We start from the raw sequence: 23137 nt of genomic DNA, 5'->3' as shown, positions 1-23137 counted from the left end.
ATGCTTTAATTTTATAAAGGTATATTACTGTGTTTCTTAGGCGGATTCACCACTTTTTTGGTACGCAGGCTTTCAAAAGCACGGATCACCCGGAAACGGGTATTGCGCGGTTCGATTACATCGTCGATATAACCATAGGAAGCTGCTTGGTAGGGATTAGCAAAAGCTTCGTCATAAGCATCTACTTTTTCCTGTATGAATTTAGCTTTTTCTTCCTCTTTGCTGATAGCGGCTACTTCTTTACCGTAGAGAACTTCGATGGCGCCGGAAGCCCCCATGACGGCGATCTGGGCAGAAGGCCATGCATAATTGGCGTCTCCGCGAAGTTGTTTACAGGACATCACGTCGTGTGCTCCACCGTAAGATTTGCGTAAGGTGACAGTAACCTTGGGTACGGTAGCTTCTCCGTAAGCGAATAACAATTTAGCGCCGTGGATGATGATACCTCCGTATTCCTGTCCGCTACCCGGTAAGAATCCCGGTACATCAACCAACGTCAGAATCGGAATATTGAAACAATCACAGAAACGAACGAAACGGGCTGCCTTCCGGGAAGCTTGTATATCCAATACCCCTGCCAGGAAGTTCGGTTGGTTGGCAATAACACCTACCGGTATACCGCCCATACGGCAAAAACCGACAATAATATTCTTGGCAAAATTACGATGTACTTCCAAAAATTCTCCATGGTCGACAATGGCTTCGATCACTTCCAGCATATTGTAAGGCTGGTTAGGATTGTCGGGGATCAAGGAATTCAGTCTGTCTTCCAGACGATCGATCGGGTCAGTACAATCAATCATTGGAGCGTCTTCCAGGTTGTTAGACGGCAAATAGGAGAGAAGCTTCCGGATAATCAGAATACCTTCTTCTTCGTTTTCTACCTTGAAATGGGCAACCCCTGATTTGCTGGAATGGATGCCGGCACCTCCCAGGTCTTCGGTACTGATATCTTCGCCGGTAACGGTTTTCACTACTTTCGGACCGGTCACGAACATATAGGATGTTTCGTCTGTCATCAGGATAAAGTCGGTCAAAGCCGGAGAATAAACGGCTCCTCCTGCACAAGGACCAAAGATGGCAGAAATTTGAGGAATGACCCCAGAAGCCAGAATATTGCGTTCGAAAATTTCAGCGTAGCCAGCTAAAGAAGTTACACCTTCCTGTATACGGGCTCCCCCGGAATCGTTCAAACCGATTACCGGAGCTCCGACAACCATGGCTTTATCCATGACCTTGCAGATTTTTTGTGCCAATGTTTCAGATAAGGCTCCTCCGAATACGGTAAAATCCTGTGCAAATACAAATACCAAACGACCGTCGATAGTTCCCTGTCCGGTTACCACACCATCCCCGAGGAATTTGGTTTTCTCCATCCCAAAATTGGTACAACGGTGAGTTACGAACATGTCGAATTCTTCAAAGCTACCGTCATCCAGTAACATTTCAATGCGTTCGCGAGCCGTTTGTTTCCCCTTTTTATGCTGGGATTCAATTCTTTTTTCACCGCCGCCTAATTTGGCTGTCGCACGTAGGTCGATCAGTTTTTTTACTTTATCTTGATTCGTCATCATATAATATTGAATTTATAATGTTTATAAAGTTGTAAAGTCTTAAAATCAATAAAGAATTGCTGTTCATCGCAGTAATTCTTTATTGAAACTGAACTTTAAAACCGTATTATTTTTTTCCGCAAAGTTCGGTCAATACCCGGTTGGTAGACTTCGGATGCAAAAAGCCGATTTGTAAACCTTCTGCGCCAGCGCGCGGAGTTTTGTCAATCAGTTGGCATCCAGCCTCGGCTGCGTCGTTTAAAGCCTGTGCTACATCTTCTACGGCAAAAGCCATGTGGTGCATACCACCACCATTCTTTTCTACGAATTTACCAATAGGTCCTTCCGGATCTGTCGATTCCAATAATTCAATCTTCGTTTGACCTACCTGAAAAAAAGCTGTTTTTACTTTTTGATCTTTTACTTCTTCAATGGCATAACATTTTAATCCCAATACTTTTTCATAGAAAGGAATAGCCTCGTCCAGGCTTTTTACGGCTATGCCGATGTGTTCAATATGAGTTGGTGTCATGATAATAAATTATTTAATGAATAATGTATTTAATTCTAATTTTTTGTGTTATAGAACATATTTTAAGCACATAAATATATCTTTCGGAAACGTTTACTTTTCGAATTTGCCCTCAAAAGTACTCATTGTTATTGCGATTACCAAAAAAAAAAGAATAGATATTTTTTAAATTTCTGTTTTTCGTCAGTTTTTTTTACATATAGAGGAAAGAATGGAATCCTTTTGTTTTCTCTCGAACTTTTCCAGCCTGTAAACGTATATATTTTCGTTACCTTTTTTAGGTAAACTGGAATTTTTCTGATTGTTTGAAAAATAATGTAAATAAAAAATAAAATTATGAGCACACAACGGTTTATTGTATTTATTTTAGCTATTGCTGGGGTTATTGCTACTTTTTTACCTTGGTTCAGAGTGGAAATGGTAGGAGATCTTAGCGGGGTTTCGACCTCCGGTTGGTTTACCTTTATTATGTTTATTATTATCCTGTTTTTATGTGTGCGCCGGAATACGACTTACGATATGAGTTACGGGAATACCTGGGCCGTTTCTGTGTTGGGAATTGCAGCGGGAATTGTCGTTTTATGGCGTATCTTCGATATTTATTTTGCTCAGGATACTACCTTAGAATTAAGTGGACGGTTGAGCGGAATAAATGGGGAACAGATTGTACTTCGCTATGGTGCCTGGATCGTTATGGTCGCAGGATTAGCGACTCCTTTGGCCGCCTTTTTGTTTCGGCGTCCCCGATTGAAAAAAGGATCGGAAATTTGATTACTTTTATAGCCGTAAAATAATAGAGATTTACTCAAAAGGCGGATTGCTGCCTTTTGGGGCGATCTCGGCAGATGCAAAGATGCGGATAATTTAATTTACGGTTATGAAAAAAATAGTATTCTTATTTCTTTTGTGTGCTTTAGGGGCTTATGGTGAAAAGAAACCCGATTCAAAGTGGTTGGACCAGAAATTTTCGATGTTTATTCATTGGGGGATTTACTCCGAATTGGGAGGAGTGTGGGAAGGAAAACCGATTACTCAGGGATATAGTGAACAAATACAGTCGCAGGCCGGTATTTTTGGAGATTGGTATGCTGCAGTGGCAGATCGGTTTTATCCCGTTTGCTGGAATGCTGATTCTATTGTAACCTTGGCCCGGCGGGCAGGAATGAAATCGATAGTGTTTACTTCTAAACATCACGACGGTTTTTGTATGTATCACAGCCGGTATACTGATTATAATATAGTAGACGCTACTCCTTTTAAAAGAGATGTCATGAAGGAATTGGCGGAGGCTTGCCGGAAACAGGGAATGCGTTTCGGGGTATATTTTTCCCTGATCGATTGGCATTTTCCTCAGGCTTATCCTATTTCTAGTCATAATGCGGATCCGTTGACTCCGGAACACTATATTTATAATCTCAAACAAGTAGAGGAAATCATGACAGGCTATGGGGATATTTCCGAAATATGGTTTGATATGGGGTCCCTGACTTCGGAACAGAGCCGGGGACTTTATCATTTGGTGGATTCTTTACAGCCAAGTTGTATGATCAGCGGGCGGTTGGGAAATGATTGCAGCGACTTCAGCGTATTAGGAGACAATGAATACCCGGATGATAAGATAGGAGTTCCCTGGCAGACAGCTGCTTCTTTTTTCGATGAGACATGGGGATATCGTTCCTGGCAGAAAAGAGGGGAGGTGGCAGAAAAGAGGGATGAAAAACTCCGGAGTTTGATTAAAGTCGTGAGCCGGGGAGGGAATTATTTGTTAAATATTGGTCCCAAAGGAGATGGGAGTGTGGTTCCTTTCGAACAGGAAGTGTTGGAAAAGATGGGAAGCTGGCTGGGAAAATATGGAGAAGGGGTTTACGGCGTGAGAGCTAATCCTTTCGAATATTTGTATCCCTGGCAGGATATCACTGTAAAAGGAAATCGTATTTATATCTTTGCAGACAAGTCCGTGAGTCCCGTCAATATTCGTTTGGACGGATTGAGAGGACAAATTCTGTCGGCTTCTTATGTGGGAGGGGGACCTGTGACTGTAAGGCAGGAAAAGGGAGAATGGCAATTGTACGGGCAACCTTGCTGGCAAGAAGACAGTCCCCTGGGAGTAATTTGTTTGGAGATGGAAGATGGATGGAAGGTAGAACCGGTAAACAGTCGGGTAAGAGGGAAAAAATGGACATTGGATAATGCCACACCTTTATACGCTTATTCTTGTATTGATTATTATACCGGATTTCGAAGTACGGTGGCTTATACCTGGGGTTTCCAGACTTCCAAGAAACAAGTGAAACCTACTTTGTATTATACGGATAATGAGAGAGGAAGAAAAATACGGATGCTGGTGGACGGGGTAGAAAGGGAAGTGGTCCTGGGAGATCGTAATTTGCAGGGAAATTCGGTTTATCTGAAAAAAGGAACAGTGAAATGGGGAAGGGTGTACACGAAACCCTCTGGTAGTGTTTTTGGAAATCTTCCGGCAGGGATCGACCGGATTCCCGGGAATCCGGAAGAGGCCGGATGGAAAAAACTGACCGGTTTTCAATACGGAAAGATAAACGAGTTAGGAATGCGGCAGAGAAAATCGCTGTTTTTATATACAGAAATAGAATCCGACAGAGTTCAGCGCATATCGGTTGAGTTAGGAAGCGGGAATGGTATATTGGTATTATTGAACGGGCGGGAAATTACAGCGCATCTTTCAGAAAAAGGAAAATTATATAATAAAGAAAGCGTAGTATTGCCTTTGCAAAAGGGAAAAAATCAGTTGGTGATTAAATTGTATAATCGTTTTGAGAAAAAAATCTGCTTCAGTATCAAACCTGAAGAAGAATATAAAGTTTACAAGCAGGAAATGGGGACCTTCCCCTTAGAACCGGGAAAATGGCATCGTTGCGAGATTCGTCCATTGGACGTTCTTTCTAAATGTAGCGCTATGCGGTTGAATAATATTGAATTGGAATTTTAGGTATTAAAACGTATTTTATTTCCGGGTTTATTTCGTTATCTTGTGAGCTCTTTCGGAAAGGAAGAGAGAAGAGGATATGTGAAGAGAAAATAAAAATAATTACTCATTAAAAATAAATCGTATGTTTGAAGCAAGTGTTTATAAAAACAGGAGAAAAGAATTGAAGGAGAGGATGTGGGAAGGGTTGGTTCTTATTTTAGGGAACGGAGAGGCTCCGGCTAATTATAAAGATAATACTTATAAATTCCGTCAGGATAGTTCGTTTTTATATTTTTTCGGTTTGAATATGCCAGGGTTTGCCGGTGTTTTGGATGTGGAAAGCGGAAAAGAATACCTGTTCGGAAATGATGTGGACATGGACGATATTATCTGGATGGGGCCTCAGCCGAAAGTGAAGGAATTGGGAGCTTCTGTGGGAATTACGTCTACCCGCCCTTTTGCTAAATTAGCTGAGATGTTACAACAGGCGATTGCGGAAGGTCGTAAAATCCATTTCTTGCCGCCTTATCGCTATCGGAATATGTTATTGTTGGAAGATTTATTGGGTATTCATCACTCTCTTTTGAAACAATATGCTTCTGTAGAATTGATACAGGCAGTTGTCGCTTTGCGTTCTGTGAAGGAAGCCTGTGAAATAGAGGAAATTACAAAAGCTTGTAATATCGGTTATGATATGCATACTACCGCTATGCGGAATTGCCGTTCCGGAATCAAGGAACAATATATCACAGGTTTGATAGAAGGAATTGCCGCTTCTTACGGGAGTATGGTTTCTTTCCCGGTTATTCTTTCTCAGAATGGGGAAACTTTACATAATCATAATCACAGCCAGATACTGCAAAAGGGAAGAATGATGCTGACAGATGCCGGAGCTGAAAATAATATGAATTATTGTTCCGATTTTACGCGTACTGTCCCTGTAGACGGAAAGTTTTCTGCCCGCCAGAAAGATATCTATAATATTGTCGTCCGTTGTAACAACAAAGCCTTGGAATTATCCCGTCCCGGTGTGACTTATCTTTCTGTACATCTGGATGTATGTAAGGTCCTGGCACAGGGCTTAAAAGATTTGGGACTGATGAAGGGAGATGTGAATGAAGCTGTAGCGGCCGGAGCACATGCTTTGTTTATGCCTCATGGGCTGGGACATATGATGGGATTGGATGTTCACGATATGGAAGATTTAGGGCAGATCTATGTCGGTTACGATGCGGAAACCCGTCCGGTTAATCAGTTTGGTACGTCTTCAGTACGTATGGGACGTCGCTTGGAACCGGGATTTGTGGTGACCGATGAACCGGGATGCTATTTTATTCCGGCTTTAATCGATCAATGGAGAGAAAAAGGAATGCATAAAGAATTTTTGAACTACGATAAGATCGAAACTTATAAGGATTTCGGTGGTATTCGTCTGGAAGACGATGTTTTGATTACAGAGGAAGGATGCCGCTTGTTAGGAGACCGCCGTATTCCGATTACGATAGAAGAGGTAGAAGAAATTATGGGCTGATCGCTTGGTCTTTTAGGAGGGGGGTACCCGTAATGCTGTTTGAAAGCAGGAGGGTATCCCTTTTTTGTGGCGTTGATTCGGGGATTTGTTTTGTATAAAAATAAGGAACTTTGAGATCGAAATGACAGCCGGAGAGAATATTTTTATGAAAGAAGAGAAGGGGTAAATTTTATTTCATAAATTCTGTTTTTCTGTGGAAATATTTTCTTTAAAATTTCAAGAGGAAAAAAAAATACATTAATTTAGGCGTTCATTTCAGAATAATAATTAATAAAAATATAACCTATGAAGTTTGTCGTATCAAGTAATACTATGCTGACGCGCTTGCAAGCGGTAAGCAAGGTAATCGGCGGGAAACCGGTACAGCCGATTCTGGATAATATCCTTTTAGTCGCTACTAACGGCTTGCTGTATGCAACAGCATCCGATAAAGAAACCACAATGGAGGCGAAAATTGAATTGGATAGTCTGGAAGAAGAAGGCCAGATGACTATTCCTGCGAAGATTTTACTGGATATGCTGAAAGAGTTTCCGGAACAACCCCTGACTTTCGATATTAATGAATCGACGAATGAAGTTCGGATTATCTCGGAAAAAGGAGAATTTTCAGTGAGAGGGGAAAGTGCAGAAGATTATCCGCGTCCCGGAGTCCCGGAGGGAGAAAACACTTCTTTTGAGACCAAATGCGGATTGATGCTGGATGGTATTGTAAAGTCCATATTTGCTACTGCGAATGATGATTTAAGACCGGTTATGAATTGTATTCTGATCGAGATGAATGAAGATAATTTTACTTTCGTCGCTTCAGATGCTCATAAGCTGGTGCGTTATAAACGCTTTGACGGTAAATGTGAAACCGGACAACATGCCTTGATATTGCCTAAAAAGCCAGCTTTGATGTTGAAGAATATATTGCCTAAAGACGACGCTCCGTTGCAGATTGCTTTCAATGAAAAAATGGCATGTTTTGTTTTCGATAATTATAAAATGACTTCTACTTTAGTCGAAGGACGTTTCCCGAATTACAATTCTGTGATCCCGCAAAATAATTCTAAAAAAGTAATTATTGAGAAAAAAGAATTGTATAATTCTTTACGCCGCGTGTCCGTCATGGCAAATCAAGCCAGTAATTTGGTAAAATTCGAACTGGAAGGAGACAAAATAACCGTTTCTGCCCAGGATATCGATTATTCCATGTCAGGCCATGAGACCTTGAACTGTCAGTATGAAGGGGAACCGATTGCTATCGGATTTAAATCTCCTTTTGTCTTGGAAATCCTATCGAATATTGAGTCGGAAAATGTGGTATTGGAATTGTCAGATCCTACACGTCCCGGCTTATTCCTGCCTTTTGAAAATGAAGATCAGGACGAAGACCTGCTGATGTTATTAATGCCGATGATGGTGTGATAACCGGAGAATAAGCAACAGGTTAAAAGATGACTCTAGGTGTGATCTTTTAACCTGTTCTGTTTTTAATCGGTTAATTCTGTTTGCTATAACTTGCAATTAAATGAAAAAATGAATTTGAATTTAGCTAATCCGATCGTGTTTTTCGATCTGGAAACAACGGGTGTCAATATTGCCAAAGACCGGGTCGTGGAAATTTCGGTATTAAAGGTATACCCCCATGGAAAAGAAGAGCAAAAAACGATACGGATAAATCCGGAAATGCCTATTCCGAAGGAAGCATCAGCTATCCATGGAATATACGATGAGGATGTAAAAGATTGCCCGGTTTTCAAGGGGATTGCCAAGGAATTGGCCCGGTATATCGAGGGATGCGACCTGGGAGGGTATAATTCCAATCGTTTCGATATTCCTTTGTTGGCCGAAGAGTTTCTAAGGGCGGGAGTGGATTTTGATATGCGGAAAAGGAAGTTTGTCGATGTACAGACGATTTTCCATAAGATGGAACAACGTACCCTCTCTGCTGCTTATCGTTTCTATTGTGATAAATGTCTCGAAGATGCACATACAGCCGCCGCCGATACTTTTGCTACCTATGAAGTTTTGAAAGCCCAGTTGGATCGGTATGAGGGAAAATTGGAAAATAGTATTGAATTTTTAAGCAAGTTTTCTACTCAGAACAATAATGCCGATTTTGCTGGTTTTATTGTATTTAACGATAAGGGAGTGGAAGTATTTAATTTCGGAAAAAATAAGGGAATCCCAGTGGAACAGGTTTTAAAAGAACAGCCCGGCTATTTTGCATGGATGTTAAATAGCGATTTCCCTCTGTATACGAAAAAAATTTTGACAGAAATCAAATTGAGATCTACAGGTATGCTGAAATAGCGTATATTTTGTCCTGGAAATTTTGTGGAGAGAAGCCTTTCGGATAGGTATGATTTACTTGCCGGAAGGTTTTTCTCATTTTTTTATTTTTCCCAAACCATTTTAAGATAAAAGACGTATACGTGAAGTAATATTTATGAATTCGGCTTCGCCGTTGAAACCGGAAAATAAAGATATGAAACGTATAGACAACGTACAGTTTATCGTCCTGAGTTTGTTTTTTTTACTGGGATGTAGCCGGAATAAAGACGAGGTGTACCAGGATATTCTACGTCCGGTAAAAGTAGAAAGAATAGGGACCCCTCAAAGGCTGGATAAAATTTATACCGGAGTTGTGGAAGCAGAAGAGTTTGCCCAGTTGGCTTTCAAAGTAGGAGGTCCTTTGGTTGAAATGAATGTGGATGCCGGAGAAACGATAAAGAAAGGGACGATCGTGGCAGTCGTAGATCCGCTCGATTACCAATTGCAAAATGATGCGAATCAGGCTGCTTATGTTACTGCCCGTTCCCAATTGGAACGGGACAAAAAGTTATTGGATATGGAAGCGATCTCCCGTCAGGATTACGAAGTTTCCCTGAATAATTATGTCAAAGCCCGCTCTGCCTTCCAGACTTCTCAAAATACCTTGCAGGATACCCGTTTAAAAGCTCCTTTTGAAGGGTTTGTAGAAAAAAAGTATGTGGAGAATTATCAAAAAGTACAAGCAGGAGAACCGATTATAAAATTAGTTAATCCGGATAAGTTGGCTGTTCGTTTTATTTTACCGGAAACCAGTGTCGGACTGACCCGGGAAAAAATGAATATATCGGTTGAATTTGATGTCTACAGAGGATATCATTTTCAGGCCAGAATCCAGGAATTTATAGATGCTTCTCCGGGGGGAGGCGGAATCCCCGTAAAATTAGTTATAGAGGATACGCTTTATAAGAAAGAACGATTTCCGGTTTATCCCGGTTTTTCTGCCCGGATTCATATCCAAATTGAGGAAAAAGTAGACGAACATGCCGTAGTGCCTTTGAATGCTGTGTTTATCGATCCGGAAAGAAATGTCACTTCTGTTTGGATTTATGAGCCGGAAACAGCTACGGTAAGGAAACGCCGGATAGAGATTGTTCAGCTTTTTGGTCAGGATAAGGTGATGGTGAAAAAGGGATTGAAACAAGGGGATGTGGTGGTAATCGATGGGGTGAATTTTATTACGGATGGTCAAAAAGTACAAGTTATTCCTTAAAATCGTTCCGGAAAGTATCGGCTTTAAGGGGGCGTTTATTTTTAACGCGGAATCCGAAAGCCGGGGAACAGAAAGGTAGTAGTCGATATTTTAAATAAAATTTTATGAATATTCCAAAATATTCTCTGGATAATCCCAAAGTAATTTATTTTTTTCTGGCTGTCCTGATGATTGGGGGAGTGATGGCTTTTGAATCGTTGGGGAAAAAAGAGGATTCTCCTTTTGTTATAAAATCTGCTGTTCTGATTACCCGTTATCCGGGGGCGACACCACAAGAAGTGGAACAGTTAATTACAGAACCTATCGAGCGGGAAATTCAATCGATGAGAAGAGTATATAAGATAAAGTCGGAATCTTATTATGGCATGTCTAAAATCAATATCGAGCTGAGTCCGGCAACACCTCCGGATGAGATGCCCCAGATGTGGGATGAGTTGAGGCGTAAAGTACTCAATATTCAGCCTCAGTTGCCACAGGGCGCTTCGGTTATCAGTGTCTCGGACGATTTTGGGGATGTATTCGGCATTTACTTTGGTCTGGCTGCTACAGAAGGGTTCAGTTACCACGATTTGCGGGAATGGGGACAGCGGATAAAGACAGAATTGGTGACAGTTCCCGGAGTTCAAAAAGTGGCTCTGTATGGGGAACAGACGGAAGTGGTAAATGCATTTATATCGATGTCTAAATTGGCAAATTCCGGTTTAAATCTGAATACGGTGATTCAAACCATTAAATCTCAAAATTCTCTCATCAATACCGGTGAAAAAAGAGCCGGTTATATAGAGTTAAAAATATTGGCTGAAGGTACTTATAAAGATTTGAATGATATTCGCAATCAATTGCTGGTGACAGAAACCGGACAACAAATCCGGTTAGGGGACATCGCTATTATTGAAAAGGGCTATCTGGATCCGCCGGGAAGTCTGATGCGGGTAAATGGGAAAAGAGCTATCGGAATCGGAGTATCCACTGCTCCGGAAAAAGATGTGGTCAAAACCGGAGAAGAGGTGAGAGGGAAATTGGATCAGTTGTTGCCTTTGATGCCTGTAGGAATAGAGCTGATTACTCTTTATCCCGAAGACCAGATTGCCCGGGAAGCGAATAACGGGTTTATTCTCAACCTGGTGGAATCACTGGCTATTGTCATTTTTATTATTCTCATTGTGATGGGAGCCCGAGCCGGCATGTTGATCGGTTCTTCTCTTTTGTTTTCTATCGGAGGTACTTTACTGGTGATGCAATTCATCGGAGTGGGATTAAACCGGACTTCTTTGGCGGCTTTTATTATCGCAATGGGGATGTTAGTGGATAATGCTATTGTCGTTACAGATAATGCCCAGATTGCCATCCGCCGGGGGATGAGCAGGCGGGAAGCCCTGATCCGGGGAGCTACTCTCCCTCAGTGGGGGCTGTTGGGGGCTACTTTGATCGCCATTTTCTCTTTTTTGCCTTTGTATCTGGCTCCTTCCGCCGTTGCCGAAATCGTAAAGCCGTTGTTTGTCGTGTTAGCGGTGTCTTTGGGACTGAGTTGGATTCTGGCTTTGACACAAACTCCTGTATTCGGGAATTTTATTTTAAAAGAAAAGAAAGATGATACAGCAAGAGATCCCTATGATACGAAATTTTATAACGGCTTTGCGAAAGTTCTGCGGAAATTGATCCGCTATAAAATAGTGACTATTGCGGGGGTGATCCTCTTATTTGTACTGTCCTTGGTGATTATGGGACTGATGCCTCAGAATTTCTTTCCGAATATGGATAAGCCTTATTTCCGGGCGGATTGTTTTCTGCCGGAAGGTTATAGCATACGCGAGTCCGAAAAAATGTTATCGGATATCGAGAATTATTTAATGCAACAAGAAGAAGTCGTCAATGTATCTACTACTCTGGGTGGTTCTCCGCTGCGTTATTACCTGGCCAGTACTTCTTTCGGACCCAAACCGAATTTTGGAAATATACTCATAGAAGTAAAGGAAAAAGCTTATACTGCTGAAGTAGAAGAACGCCTCAACCGCTATGTAAGGCAAAATTATCCCAATATGCTGGTCCGTTCTTCTCTTTTTAAGTTATCGCCGGCAGTAGAGGCGGCTATCGAAATTGGTTTTATAGGAGAAAATATCGACACCCTTAAGAATTTGACAGAGCAGGCGATGCTAATTATGCAAGCTTGTCCTATGGTGACGGATGTACGGAGTAGCTGGGGAAATATGGTACCCGTATGGGAACCTGTTTATTCACAGGAGAGAGGACAACGTTTGGGAATAACCCGACAGGCTGTTGCTTATGCTTTGAAAGTGGCTACAAACGGACTCCCTTTGGGCGATTATCGGGAGAAAGATTTATTTATGCCGATTTTATTAAAAGAAGAAAACTATGAAGCCGGAAATTTAGATAATATGCGGACTTTACCCGTGTTTTCTGCTACCGGTTCTGCTGTACCCTTGGCGCAGGTCGTAGATCGTTTTGACCTGAATTATAATTACAACGTGATTAAACGGTATAACCGCGAAAGGGTAATGATGGCGCAATGTGATCCAAAGCGGGGAGCGAATACAAAACAGGCTTTCCGGAAAGTGTGGGAAGAGGTACAAAAGATCGAAGTTCCTCCCGGATATCGGATGAAATTCTTTGGAGAAGATGAGAGCCAGGTCGAATCAAATGAAGCGTTGGCAGCAAATATGCCTCTCACATTTATACTGATGTTTGTCGTATTGCTGTTGTTGTTTCGGACTTACCGTAAACCCATTGTCATTTTGTTAATGGTACCTCTTATTTTTATCGGCGTTGTATTCGGCTTGTTGGTGCTGGGAAGGATGTTCGATTTTTTTGCTTTGCTCGGGCTGTTGGGATTGGTTGGTATGAATATAAAGAATGCGATTGTATTGGTCGATCAGATCGGGATAGAACAAGCCAACGGTTTGGCTCCTTTGGAAGCCGTCATTCAGGCTACGAAATCCAGAATTGTACCCGTGACGATGGCTTCCGGTACGACTATACTGGGTATGTTGCCTTTATTGTTCGATGCTATGTTCGGAGGAATGGCTGCTGGCATTATGGGCGGATTATTGGTCGCAAGTTTACTGACCATTATTGTTTTACCGGTGACGTATAGTTTGATTTTCCGGATTTCGGTAAAGAAAAAGGCCTGAATAAAAAAGTTGCCAGAAAAGTAAAAAGATATTTAAAATTCAGAAGAGGAATTTAGAATGAAAAGAATATATGGAATAATCGGATTGTTATTTTTAGGAGGGTATGGGATGGCTCAACCCTTGACACTTCAGCAATACCGTCAGAAAGTGCTGGATTATAATCAGGAGATCAAACAATCTCAGGAAGCTGTAAAAGCAGCTCTTTATACGTTGAAAAGTATAAAAACTGGATTTTTTCCCCGGGTAGATATGACAGGAAGCTATTCTTATCAAATAGAAGACGTTCAGTTTATGCCCGGAATAGATCTTAAACACGATAATTACAGTGTGGAGGCAGGAGTGGTCCAAAATGTATATGCAGGAAGCGGCTTGCGTAAACAATACGAGATGGCCCGTATTCAGGAAGCTATTGCCCGTTTGGGAGAAGAGTATACCGTTGATAATATTGTCTATGCAGCGGATGTAAATTATTGGACTGTAGCGGCAAACCGGGATTTGTATCGGATTGCATTGCGATTTGTGGGAATTGTCCGGGAATTGTTCGATATTGTAGACAAACGGTTTGTAGAAGGAGCAATAAGTAAGACGGATGTCTTAATGGTACAAGCTCGTTTAAAAGAAGCTGAATTACAGTTAAATACCTCTGAAACAAATTATAGAACAGCTGTACAGGCTTTGAATGTCATGATGGGAGAAGAAGCCGGCCGGCCGATTGTATTGGGCGATTCGATACGTCAGCCTATGGCTATCCCTTCTCTTTATGATTTACAGCTTGTTTTGGAAAACCGGCCGGATTACCGCATTGCACAACAGGACATTGAATTAGCTCGTTTACAAACCCGATTGGTAAAAGCGAATTACTTGCCTAATTTGGCCGTAGGGATAAAAGAAAATTGGGGGACTACTCTGATAAATGTAGATGGAGATAAACGCTTTTCTACGATTGCTTTTGCGAAGGTGAATATTCCTGTATTTTATTGGGGAGAACGCCGGCATAATGTCCGCTTAAGTGAAACTCAGGAAGAAACCCGGGAGTTGGAGAGAAGTAAGCTGCTCGATCAGATCCGGCTGGATCTGAGTAATGCCTGGGTAAGTTTAACGGAAGCTCTGAAAAAAATCAATATTGTAGATTCCTCCTTGGAAATTGCACGCCATAATTTGATACTCAATACTTTTAGCTATAATGAGGGAAAGTTGCCGGTGATTGATGTACTGTCGGCTCAGGTAACTTGGTTACAGGCTTTTATAAATGTTGTCTCGGCAAATTATCAATATAAAGTCGCTCTGGCGGAGTACGAGAGGACTATAGGAGGATTACTGCCTTAATAGTAGGATTTTTAAAGAAGGGACTAGGAGTAATGTCTGGGATATCTCAGCAAAATAGCGAGTAAACCACAAATTCCGATTAAAATTGGATAATACAGGTAGCGGATGATCGAAAGGGGAGAAATACCCGCTAATTCTGCAGCGATCAGCATTTGGGCTCCATAGGGAATGATGCCTTGTACGAAACAGGAAAAAGTATCCAGAATACTGGCAGATTTTCGTTTGTCTACTCCGAAACGTCCGGCGATATTCCGGGCAATGGGACCGGTTGTAATGATTGCAATGGTATTATTGGCCGTACAAAGGTTAGCGAGACAGACCAGGCCGGCAATACAGAGTTCTGCAAGGCGCTTCGAGTTTACACGCCGGGTAAGCCGTTCGATGATATAAGCTATTCCACCGTTGTAGCGGATCATTTCCAACATACCTCCGGCGAGTAATGTGATGACGATCAATTCCCCCATACCGGTAATTCCGTTTCCCATCGCTCCGAAATAGCCGAAAATATCAAAGCTGGAGTTACAAAGTCCGATGCCTCCGGTGATACCGATCCCCAAGAGCAAAACCAGCATCACATTCATACCGGCTATAGCGGTTCCCAATACGACCAGATAAGGAATGACTTTTATCCATTCAATCGGAGCCAAATGGGCGGGAACTTGTATGTGCCAGCCCTCTATAATATAAAAGATAAGTACAAACAAAGCCGCGGGCAATACAATCATGCTGTTTACTTTAAACTTGTCTTTCATTTGGCACTCCTGCGTCTTAGTTGCTGCAATCGTGGTATCAGAAATAAAGGACAGATTATCGCCGAAAAAAGCTCCTCCTACCACAATGGCCACCATAAAAGGTAATTCCACTCCGGTTTTATCGGCTATTCCTACAGCTACTGGAGTAAGAGCGACAATCGTCCCTACAGAAGTTCCTACTGAAAGAGAAATAAAACAGGCAGCTATAAAAATACCCCCTAATAATAAATTATCCGGAAGGATTTGTAAAGCCAGATTGACGGTAGCATCTATAGCTCCCATCGCTTTTGCCGATTGTGCAAAAGATCCAGCCAGAATAAAAATCCAGAGCATCAGCATAATATTCGGATCAGAAGCTCCCGCTGAAAAACGGGAAACCCTTTCACTCAACTTTTCACCCCGGGTCATTCCGATAGCTACTACGGATGAAATGACAAAAGCAACCGTAATCGGTACTTTATAAAAATCCTTTACAATCAATGAAGTGATCAGGTAGATCCCAAGAAAAATAAACAAAGGAACCAAGGCCCAGAAATTCGCTTTTACAGGTTTTATCATCTTTTCCGATTGAAGCGACAAAATTACACATTCTCTTTAGAAATGAAAGCCTTCTTCCCCCTGTCGTTTGCAAAAAATATAAAACAAAAGTTTGTATTCCCGTAAAAATCCTCTATATTTGCACCGCCAAACCGTAAAAGTGTTGGTCCAGTAGCTCAGCTGGATAGAGCAACGGCCTTCTAAGCCGTAGGTCGTGGGTTCGAATCCCGCCTGGATCACTGATTGAAAAATAAAGGAGTTACATAAAAATAACTCCTTTTTTATATCCTCCCTTATTCCTCTCCTGTTTTCTATTGTATGCTTATTTATAAATAATTCCCACTCCCTTTCCAACCCTATTTTTACACATTAGGGACGTGCCCTAATGTGTAATTTATACTGTAAATCACATATAGAGAAAGAAAGATGTTTTGATGTAATATCAATAGAAAAGGAGAAGGAATATTTTTATTTCTTGCAGTATCTTTATAAGGTATTGTAATAAAAGATATGCTTATGTAATGTCTTTATACTTTTTGATTACGTTTACAACATTTTTTGTACTAATCATTTCATCAATTTCCTTTTGGGTAATATCAGATATTGACCTGACATCTGATATTCTCCCGTCCTGATAGGTCACTTCCAAAAGAATTTGAATATTATCGTATTGATTATCTGTGAATTGGTCGAGATCTGAATATTTCCTGTCGATATACCATGCTGCTCCCCAATTTCCTAATCCATGTAATCCTGCAATAAAATAATTTTTAAGTTTTTCCCATTCACCTCGCTTATTACCTTTGTCGAATCTGGCGACTACAGCAAAATCTTTTGCTATAATATTTTCAAAATTCACATCGTTATTATCTCGTGTGTCTTTTGCTGGACGCTGACGTTTTAAATAAGAATATAAAGGTGATTTGATTAATACCTTTTCGCCTTTGGAATTGATCCACTCTATTTGAGGTTCCACATTTTTTTTCCCGAGAATGATATTGAATTTTCTATCAGGATAATCTCTTTTTAAGATTTCCAAAGCTTTTGCTTGCCTAGGTAAACATACCCATACCGTATTTTGGTCCCCTATATTAGTCGGTAAATTGTATTTAGAATATACACGGTAAGAACTACTACCGCCTATCATTGAAATATTTTTCATTATTTTATGAAGAGCTTTATAATCTTCAAAGTTGATATAAGGGACTAATTTCTTTTGCCAGAAATTAGTGATTTTATCGCTTAAGTTGTCTTTAGCAACAGGAGGATAGATAATGGCAATTTCAGGTCCTTTCTGACCATCTACTTGCCCGAATTTCCAAAATTTTTTTAATTGCATCACTTTATAGGAAGAAGTGTGCATCTTTAAAAGGAGATTGTATAAATCATGAATTAATTTAATCTCAAAATCATGCGCATCTTTATAGGATTTATAAAACCAATGATGGTCTTTAGCTAATTTTTTCTGTAATGCTTTTATTTTTTTTTCCTGGGGTCCTGGATCTTCATTAGAAGAGATTTCTTTAAAATAAGAAATAATTTGTTTCTTTTTTTCTTGTTTTACACATTCTATTATGGTGTCTATTTCTCTCTCAGTATTAGATTTTCTTGCATTTTTGGCAATTGTTCCATATCTTTTATATAGAATCAACAAAAAGAAATGGCACTCTTTAATTTTCTTATTTATGTTTTCTTCCTGTACATCTTCCGTATTTGTGGTAGGGGGTATGTTTTCCCAACTTACTATATTTAAGTTTATATGTAACGTTTCTCCTAATATATCATTTATTCTTTTCACAATATTTTCTACACTTGCTCTCTCTTCTGCTACATCTCCTGGAGAAGCTACAAACATTTTTAAATGCTGATATAAAGGTTCCATAATTTAAGTTTTCAACAAAAAAACTCATTTTTATGGTAATTGACAAATTTTTGTTAATTAAAAATATTAATTTGTTATCTTATATATATATATTATTTATTAAATATTATCTTATGTAATATTATTATTTGCTTTTATTGTTATTTCTTAAGAGATCTATAAGTAGAATTTTTCGGGATTTTTTCTTAGGAAATATGGAATGGATTGAATACAACGTCCATTCGATTTTTACAGATTTGAAATTTAATAAATATTTGTTGGAGAATGAATTGTTTAAAGATTATCTCGAAGATTTCATTTTAATATCGTTATTGTATGTAAAATCCGATTTTTGGTGTAAATAATCTATTTTTAAGAGCATAAATAATTTGTATTATTTCAAGCTTTTGGGGATATAAGATCTGTATCTATACCTCAATAACAAATTAAAATTGTTTTTACAGGTTTTATAACAAGTTTTTAGAAAAATAATTAACTTTAACAGGTATGTAAGTGTATAAATTATTATTAGGAACATATGAAAATAAATAATATAATTAAGTTAATCACATCTTGGAAGATTGGGGATTATATCCGGCAATTGTCGATTGTTATGGTGGGAATTATTGTTACATTCGCTGGAAGTAATATGATAACAGATTATTCTCAATCAAAAGAGATCGTAAATGCTTTACAACTTGTCAAAAATGAACTCGAACTAAATAAAAAAGAAGTAAGACGAATTACAGAAAGAATACAATTGGAGCGTAAAGCGTGTAGTTATGTTCTTAAATATAGAGATTGTATTGAAAAAGCGTCAGAAGATACGTTGAGAATGTATAGTAATATTCCTTTTCAAAGCAGGTCATTTGTTTATACAAAAGACGCTATGGAATTACTAAAAATTTCTTCTCTTTTTCAAAAAATTCAGCCTAGAATACTTGTTTTACAAATTATAAAATCCTATAGTGATTTGGAGATAACGAGAATGCTTGTCAAAGATTTTTACGATATAAAAGTAGGGTATACGAATAACCTTATAAATAGTGAAAATTTTGATTTTTATGATAAGAAGCAATATCAATTTATTCGGGATTTTTGGAGAAATTTTCTTTTTTCCAAAGAGGGATGGAATGTATGCAACTTTGTCGTAAATAATTTCAGTTCAGAAGAGCCTTTTCAGGAAATTGAAATGAGTTTGGAAAAGACAATTAAAATGCTAGAGGAAACATATCAATTAGAATAAACTCCTTTCTGTTTTTACACACTAGGGACGTGCCCTAATGTGTAATTAATCATTTTTCATTTCTTTAAAATTCTAGCTTTCTTCTATCCGGGGGATTCAAAATATTTATTTAAGTTATTCTTCATTCATTTGTTTTTAGAACAAATATTGTGAGAGTAATTGCACAGGGCAATAATAGGAAGTTATAAAGTTACCTAAAAGAGGGGAAGACGAGGGAAGATGGGTTTTTATTATAAAGGAAAAGAAGGTAAATTTTGTACTTAGTTGAAAATTACACATTAGGGCACATCCCTAATGTGTAATTTGTACAACAAAGAGAGGAAGATATTCGTTATAGAAGGAAGAGAAAGAATTAACGGACGGATATGAAGAGATTTGAGCAGAAAGTTATTGTGATTACCGGAGCGGCTTCCGGAATTGGAGCGGCTACGACCCGGCGGATGGTTGGAGAAGGAGGAAAGGTTGTAATTGCAGATTTTGCAAAGGATAGGGCGGATATTTTTGCGGAGGAACTGAGAAAAGAAGGAGGAGATGTTCAAGCTCAGTATTTTGATGCAACAGTATTGAAAAGTTGCCTTCAATTGGTGGAATTTGCAGTGAAAGAGTATGGTAGAATTGACATATTGGTAAATAATGTGGGAGGGACGGATCTTCAGAAAGATCAGAACATTGAAGATTTAGATATCTTTTATTTTGATAAAGCTTTTCGGCTGAATTTACAGTGTGCCGTTTATCTTTCCCAGTTGGTAATTCCTATTATGGCAGACCAGGGAGGGGGGAATATTGTCAATGTGGCTTCTGTGGGAGGAATAACTGCTGATCTTAGAGGAACTTATTATGGTGTTGCGAAAGCAGGTATGATAAATTTAACCCGGTATATAGCTACCCAGGCCGGAAAGAAAAATATTCGCTGTAATGCTGTGGCTCCCGGTTTGGTTCTTACTCCGGCTGCTTTAAATAATTTATCGGAAGAGATGCGGAATGTATTCCTCCGCCATAATGTTTTGCCCTATTTGGGAAAGCCGGAAGACATTGCTTCTGTAATCGCCTTCCTAGCTTCTGACGATGCAGGTTATATCACAGGACAGACCATTATTGCTGACGGAGGACTAACTATTCATAATCCGACGGTAGCAGATCTTGTAGAAATAATGCAGAATAAAGATAATAGAATTTAAAGATTTTACTATTTTTTACTTATAAAAAGGTTTTCGGTAATTAATTCTTGAAATTTCTTGCACTTAAGGATGTTTCTTTATCTTTGTTGCAACAAAAAGTAAAAATTTGTTTTAATTCCATAAGCAGGAATAAGAGTTATTCTGCGATGAGAATTGAAATAGATGGTATGTCTAAATTATTGACGGAAATCTGTATTATGGAAAAAAGAGAAACTATCGGATGGATAGATTTGTTACGTATTTTAGCCTGTTTCTTAGTTGTTTTTTCTCATTGTTGTGATCCTTTTACGGCTCAATTTGATACAAACCGGGCCAATTTTTTGACAGCCGTATTTAGTGGGAGTTTGGTACGTCCCTGTGTCCCTCTTTTTGTGATGATGACAGGGGTTTTGTTATTTCCTGTACGCATGGATATGATTGCGTTTTATAAAAAACGAATCGGACGTATTATTATACCATTGATTTTCTGGTCGATGCTTTTGCCGATTTTATTTTTTGTTTATTTGAATTATATTCATCCTGCTACACAAAACATGGCGATTACCGGCGATTACACTTGGAGGGGCATGGGAACAAAGTTATATACATTTATTTTTAATTTCAATTTTGATACAACACCTTTGTGGTATCTTTATATGTTAATAGGTATATATTTTATTATACCTATTCTCAACAGTTGGCTGGAGGGAGCCAAAAAACGGGAAATTCAGGTATTTTTAGGGATTTGGGTGATTTCTTTGGTTATACCGTATTTAAAAATGTTGGCACCTCTTTTAGGATATACGGGAAATTATGGAAATATGGGTTTATTCGGAGTTTGTGATTGGAATGTATATGGTACTTTTTACTATGTTTCTGGTTTTATAGGATATATTATACTGGCTTATTATTTGGTAAAGTATCCGCTTGCTTGGAGTTGGAAACGTACTTTAGGAATTACTATCCCCCTGTTTGGGATTGGTTATTTAATAACCTCTTTGGGCTTTTTATTGACACAGAAATATTTTCCGGGTAATTATGCAAACTTAGAGATTGTCTGGTATTTTGCAGGGATTAATGTATTTATGATGACTTTTCCTGTGTTTGTAATCATTCAGAAGTTAAACATAAGGTCTTCAGTTTTGTTGTCTCGTATCGCTTCTTTAACTTTTGGCATATACCTTTGTCATTTTGTTTTTGTACAAATTGCTTATGATATTTGGGAATCTTCTCTTCCTGCTATTCTGAGAATTGTCGGTATGGCTTGTTCCGTATTTATAATTAGTGCATTGATTGTATGGGGTATGAAACGTTGGAGTTATACCAGACGTCTGGTTTGTTAAATTTTTAATCCCGGTCAGATTGGGCGGTTATTTGGAATTCGTGAAGATCAATACAATAAAGATGCTGGGAAGGAAGGATTAAAGTCTCGGAAGTTTCGGCACCTCCGAGTATATAGAGTTTGTTATCTATACAGAATAATTCACTGTTTTTCAAGAAAAGATTGATTTGAAAATTTTTGATTTCTTTTGTTTTGACGTTATAAGTTTGAATTTTATCTCCTTCGAAAATGTAAATGATATTTTTATGATAAGCAAGAGCAGGCCTTTCTGTGGCGTAAAGTAGTTCTCCTTCTGTATGCCATGCCCCTGTTGTTATATTATAATTTTGGATTTCTTTAAGTGCAGTTGTTTTATAACCTCCAATCAAATAGATGTGATCTCCGACAAGGATGCCTTTGGCTTCTTGTGCTTGGGGCATATCTTCCAGTTCATACCAATAACCGGTTTTTAAGTCTAAAGCATGAACTTTGCTAGAATATGTTTTTTCTTTGTTTATTTTGATTCGGGTAGAGCCGCCCATGACAATCAGGTTATGATTGTATATGCAAGATGCAAAATTGACTGCTTGATGAGGATTGGCATAATCTTTCCAGATCTTTTGACTCAAAGTATCATAAACCTCTATGCAATCTTCTAAATATTCGACTTTTTTATTTTTAGCTAGTCTTTTGCCTCCTAATATATATATTTTTCCGCTATCGTACTGAACAGTATGGTTAGCTCTTTCTTTAAATTTTGAAGTATTTAATTGCCATTTATCCGTAGGAATATCGTACACATACATATTTCCCCGGTATTTATACCAGCAGAAAGTGTTATATCGGCCTCCACTTTTAAGTTTTTCCTCAAAGGAACTATCCCCTCCGATAACATAAATTCTGTTGCCGATCAGACATGTACCGAAAGCACGTAATTGAACGGGGAGGGATGCTAATTTAATATAATCGATATAGCGCTTTAAATGGATAGGATCGGAATGCACAGTAACTTCCTTTAAAAGTTGAGGATTCGGAATAAGTTCTATTTTATATTTATTTTCTTTCAAAGTATGATAAGTAATTTTTTGAGTATAATATCCAACATACGAAAAATAAAGGGTATCATTTTCTCGAAGATTTTGGAAATTATTGAGATCGAAGATTCCATTTTTGTCTGTAACAGTTCCATTGTTTTTATCGTTCAGATAAATGTTGACACCTCCTAAAGGTGTTTGTGTAGGATTGTCCAGAACGATACCTCTTTCTTGTGCTATAACAAATGTTGGGAAGCAGAGAAAAAATAATATGCCGAATCGATAGCTTTGTTTCATCCTCTTTCTTTTGTGTAAAGATAAAAAATTACACATTAGGGACGTGCCCTAACGTGTAATTTTTTGGAAAAAACGTAAATTTCAATAGATCAACCTTTGAACCTGGCGTCTTACTGGTTGGCACCTCTTTGGGCCGAATTGACTGAATTTCGATTGGGGTAAAACTTTTGTATTGTAAATCAGCGGCAAATTTCATCCGGATCGAAGGTTCTCTTTTCAGGGCTATAAGTACACGAGTCAACGGAGTGCTGATTTGTGAACAAAGGGATGTTTCTTCTTTTCTGATAAGATCAGAAATACTTATATATTTTAAATCAAATAAGAGGAAAGGATTTTTAAATAGGACGATCGAGGTGAAATTACAC

At 38.9% G+C, this 23137-nt stretch carries 16 protein-coding genes and 1 tRNA gene; 12 read left to right on the top strand and 5 right to left on the bottom strand.

The genetic code is table 11. The annotated features are described in order from the left end of the window. Positions 1-11: 11 nt before the first annotated feature. Both HMPREF9449_RS07490 and mce read right to left on the bottom strand, forming a co-directional pair. Positions 12-1571: an acyl-CoA carboxylase subunit beta gene (locus HMPREF9449_RS07490; protein WP_040611710.1), complete on the bottom strand. Its 1560-nt coding sequence runs from the start codon at positions 1569-1571 to the stop codon at positions 12-14. Between the two features lie 109 nt (positions 1572-1680). Beyond that, positions 1681-2085 (bottom strand): methylmalonyl-CoA epimerase, encoded by a 405-nt coding sequence (gene mce, locus HMPREF9449_RS07485; protein ID WP_009136650.1) that lies wholly within the window; start codon positions 2083-2085, stop codon positions 1681-1683. A gap of 336 nt (positions 2086-2421) precedes the next feature. Between mce and HMPREF9449_RS07480 the strand changes: the two genes are divergently transcribed. The 8 genes from HMPREF9449_RS07480 (at position 2422) to HMPREF9449_RS07445 (ending at position 14567) form a co-directional block, all read left to right on the top strand. After that, complete coding sequence (locus HMPREF9449_RS07480; RefSeq protein ID WP_009136649.1) at positions 2422-2856, top strand: hypothetical protein; 435 nt, start codon at positions 2422-2424, stop codon at positions 2854-2856. Between the two features lie 106 nt (positions 2857-2962). After that, a complete protein-coding gene (locus tag HMPREF9449_RS07475) occupies positions 2963-5053 on the top strand; it encodes an alpha-L-fucosidase (protein WP_009136648.1) in 2091 nt (696 codons plus the stop codon). A gap of 121 nt (positions 5054-5174) precedes the next feature. After that, a complete protein-coding gene (locus HMPREF9449_RS07470; protein WP_009136647.1) occupies positions 5175-6563 on the top strand; it encodes an aminopeptidase P family protein in 1389 nt (462 codons plus the stop codon). A gap of 285 nt (positions 6564-6848) precedes the next feature. Then, positions 6849-7973 (top strand): DNA polymerase III subunit beta, encoded by a 1125-nt coding sequence (dnaN, locus tag HMPREF9449_RS07465; protein ID WP_009136646.1) that lies wholly within the window; start codon positions 6849-6851, stop codon positions 7971-7973. A 111-nt stretch (positions 7974-8084) separates the two neighbouring features. Further along, complete coding sequence (locus HMPREF9449_RS07460) at positions 8085-8861, top strand: 3'-5' exonuclease (protein WP_009136645.1); 777 nt, start codon at positions 8085-8087, stop codon at positions 8859-8861. Positions 8862-9036: 175 nt separating this feature from the next. Further along, positions 9037-10092: an efflux RND transporter periplasmic adaptor subunit gene (locus HMPREF9449_RS07455; RefSeq protein ID WP_040611709.1), complete on the top strand. Its 1056-nt coding sequence runs from the start codon at positions 9037-9039 to the stop codon at positions 10090-10092. A 104-nt stretch (positions 10093-10196) separates the two neighbouring features. Next, positions 10197-13241 (top strand): efflux RND transporter permease subunit, encoded by a 3045-nt coding sequence (locus tag HMPREF9449_RS07450; RefSeq protein ID WP_009136643.1) that lies wholly within the window; start codon positions 10197-10199, stop codon positions 13239-13241. Positions 13242-13298: 57 nt separating this feature from the next. Continuing rightward, positions 13299-14567: a TolC family protein gene (locus HMPREF9449_RS07445; protein ID WP_009136642.1), complete on the top strand. Its 1269-nt coding sequence runs from the start codon at positions 13299-13301 to the stop codon at positions 14565-14567. Between the two features lie 23 nt (positions 14568-14590). Here HMPREF9449_RS07445 and HMPREF9449_RS07440 read toward each other — a convergent pair whose 3' ends face one another. Further along, positions 14591-15877: a Na+/H+ antiporter NhaC family protein gene (locus HMPREF9449_RS07440; RefSeq protein ID WP_040611265.1), complete on the bottom strand. Its 1287-nt coding sequence runs from the start codon at positions 15875-15877 to the stop codon at positions 14591-14593. A gap of 144 nt (positions 15878-16021) precedes the next feature. Between HMPREF9449_RS07440 and HMPREF9449_RS07435 the strand changes: the two genes are divergently transcribed. Next, positions 16022-16095: transfer RNA gene (locus HMPREF9449_RS07435), tRNA-Arg, on the top strand. A 275-nt stretch (positions 16096-16370) separates the two neighbouring features. On the opposite strand, the gene HMPREF9449_RS07430 is transcribed toward HMPREF9449_RS07435, so the two are convergent. Next, positions 16371-17738 carry a DUF4062 domain-containing protein gene (locus HMPREF9449_RS07430; RefSeq protein ID WP_009136640.1) on the bottom strand — a complete coding sequence of 456 codons (1368 nt, stop codon included), beginning with the start codon at positions 17736-17738 and terminating at the stop codon, positions 16371-16373. A 517-nt stretch (positions 17739-18255) separates the two neighbouring features. On the opposite strand from HMPREF9449_RS07430, the gene HMPREF9449_RS07425 reads away from it, so the two are divergent. The 3 genes from HMPREF9449_RS07425 to HMPREF9449_RS07415 all read left to right on the top strand — a co-directional run bounded on the left by HMPREF9449_RS07425 (position 18256) and on the right by HMPREF9449_RS07415 (position 21463). Continuing rightward, on the top strand, positions 18256-18963 hold the full coding sequence (locus HMPREF9449_RS07425) for a hypothetical protein (RefSeq protein ID WP_009136639.1): 708 nt from the start codon (positions 18256-18258) through the stop codon (positions 18961-18963). 365 nt (positions 18964-19328) lie between these two features. Next, entirely contained in the window at positions 19329-20141 is an 813-nt protein-coding gene (gene hdhA, locus HMPREF9449_RS07420; RefSeq protein ID WP_009136638.1) for a 7alpha-hydroxysteroid dehydrogenase, read from the top strand. Positions 20142-20287: 146 nt separating this feature from the next. After that, positions 20288-21463 carry an acyltransferase gene (locus HMPREF9449_RS07415; protein ID WP_390621387.1) on the top strand — a complete coding sequence of 392 codons (1176 nt, stop codon included), beginning with the start codon at positions 20288-20290 and terminating at the stop codon, positions 21461-21463. Positions 21464-21467: 4 nt separating this feature from the next. Here HMPREF9449_RS07415 and HMPREF9449_RS07410 read toward each other — a convergent pair whose 3' ends face one another. After that, positions 21468-22772: a Kelch repeat-containing protein gene (locus HMPREF9449_RS07410; protein WP_009136636.1), complete on the bottom strand. Its 1305-nt coding sequence runs from the start codon at positions 22770-22772 to the stop codon at positions 21468-21470. Positions 22773-23137: the final 365 nt, after the last annotated feature.

This window comes from Odoribacter laneus YIT 12061, assembly GCF_000243215.1.
GTDB lineage: Bacteria > Bacteroidota > Bacteroidia > Bacteroidales > Marinifilaceae > Culturomica > Culturomica lanea.
Note: the sequence above shows the minus strand (reverse complement) of the source record. Positions and strands in the feature narration are given on the sequence as shown.

Coding starts and splice junctions, on each gene's coding strand:
- mce (WP_009136650.1), bottom strand. CDS start 2,085: ATGACACCAACTCATATTGAACACATCGGCATAGCCGTAAAAAGCCTG.
- HMPREF9449_RS07425 (WP_009136639.1), top strand. CDS start 18,256: ATGAAAATAAATAATATAATTAAGTTAATCACATCTTGGAAGATTGGG.
- HMPREF9449_RS07480 (WP_009136649.1), top strand. CDS start 2,422: ATGAGCACACAACGGTTTATTGTATTTATTTTAGCTATTGCTGGGGTT.
- HMPREF9449_RS07410 (WP_009136636.1), bottom strand. CDS start 22,772: ATGAAACAAAGCTATCGATTCGGCATATTATTTTTTCTCTGCTTCCCA.
- HMPREF9449_RS07475 (WP_009136648.1), top strand. CDS start 2,963: ATGAAAAAAATAGTATTCTTATTTCTTTTGTGTGCTTTAGGGGCTTAT.
- HMPREF9449_RS07430 (WP_009136640.1), bottom strand. CDS start 17,738: ATGGAACCTTTATATCAGCATTTAAAAATGTTTGTAGCTTCTCCAGGA.
- HMPREF9449_RS07415 (WP_390621387.1), top strand. CDS start 20,288: ATGAGAATTGAAATAGATGGTATGTCTAAATTATTGACGGAAATCTGT.
- hdhA (WP_009136638.1), top strand. CDS start 19,329: ATGAAGAGATTTGAGCAGAAAGTTATTGTGATTACCGGAGCGGCTTCC.
- dnaN (WP_009136646.1), top strand. CDS start 6,849: ATGAAGTTTGTCGTATCAAGTAATACTATGCTGACGCGCTTGCAAGCG.
- HMPREF9449_RS07450 (WP_009136643.1), top strand. CDS start 10,197: ATGAATATTCCAAAATATTCTCTGGATAATCCCAAAGTAATTTATTTT.
- HMPREF9449_RS07440 (WP_040611265.1), bottom strand. CDS start 15,877: ATGATAAAACCTGTAAAAGCGAATTTCTGGGCCTTGGTTCCTTTGTTT.
- HMPREF9449_RS07490 (WP_040611710.1), bottom strand. CDS start 1,571: ATGACGAATCAAGATAAAGTAAAAAAACTGATCGACCTACGTGCGACA.
- HMPREF9449_RS07445 (WP_009136642.1), top strand. CDS start 13,299: ATGAAAAGAATATATGGAATAATCGGATTGTTATTTTTAGGAGGGTAT.
- HMPREF9449_RS07470 (WP_009136647.1), top strand. CDS start 5,175: ATGTTTGAAGCAAGTGTTTATAAAAACAGGAGAAAAGAATTGAAGGAG.
- HMPREF9449_RS07460 (WP_009136645.1), top strand. CDS start 8,085: ATGAATTTGAATTTAGCTAATCCGATCGTGTTTTTCGATCTGGAAACA.
- HMPREF9449_RS07455 (WP_040611709.1), top strand. CDS start 9,037: ATGAAACGTATAGACAACGTACAGTTTATCGTCCTGAGTTTGTTTTTT.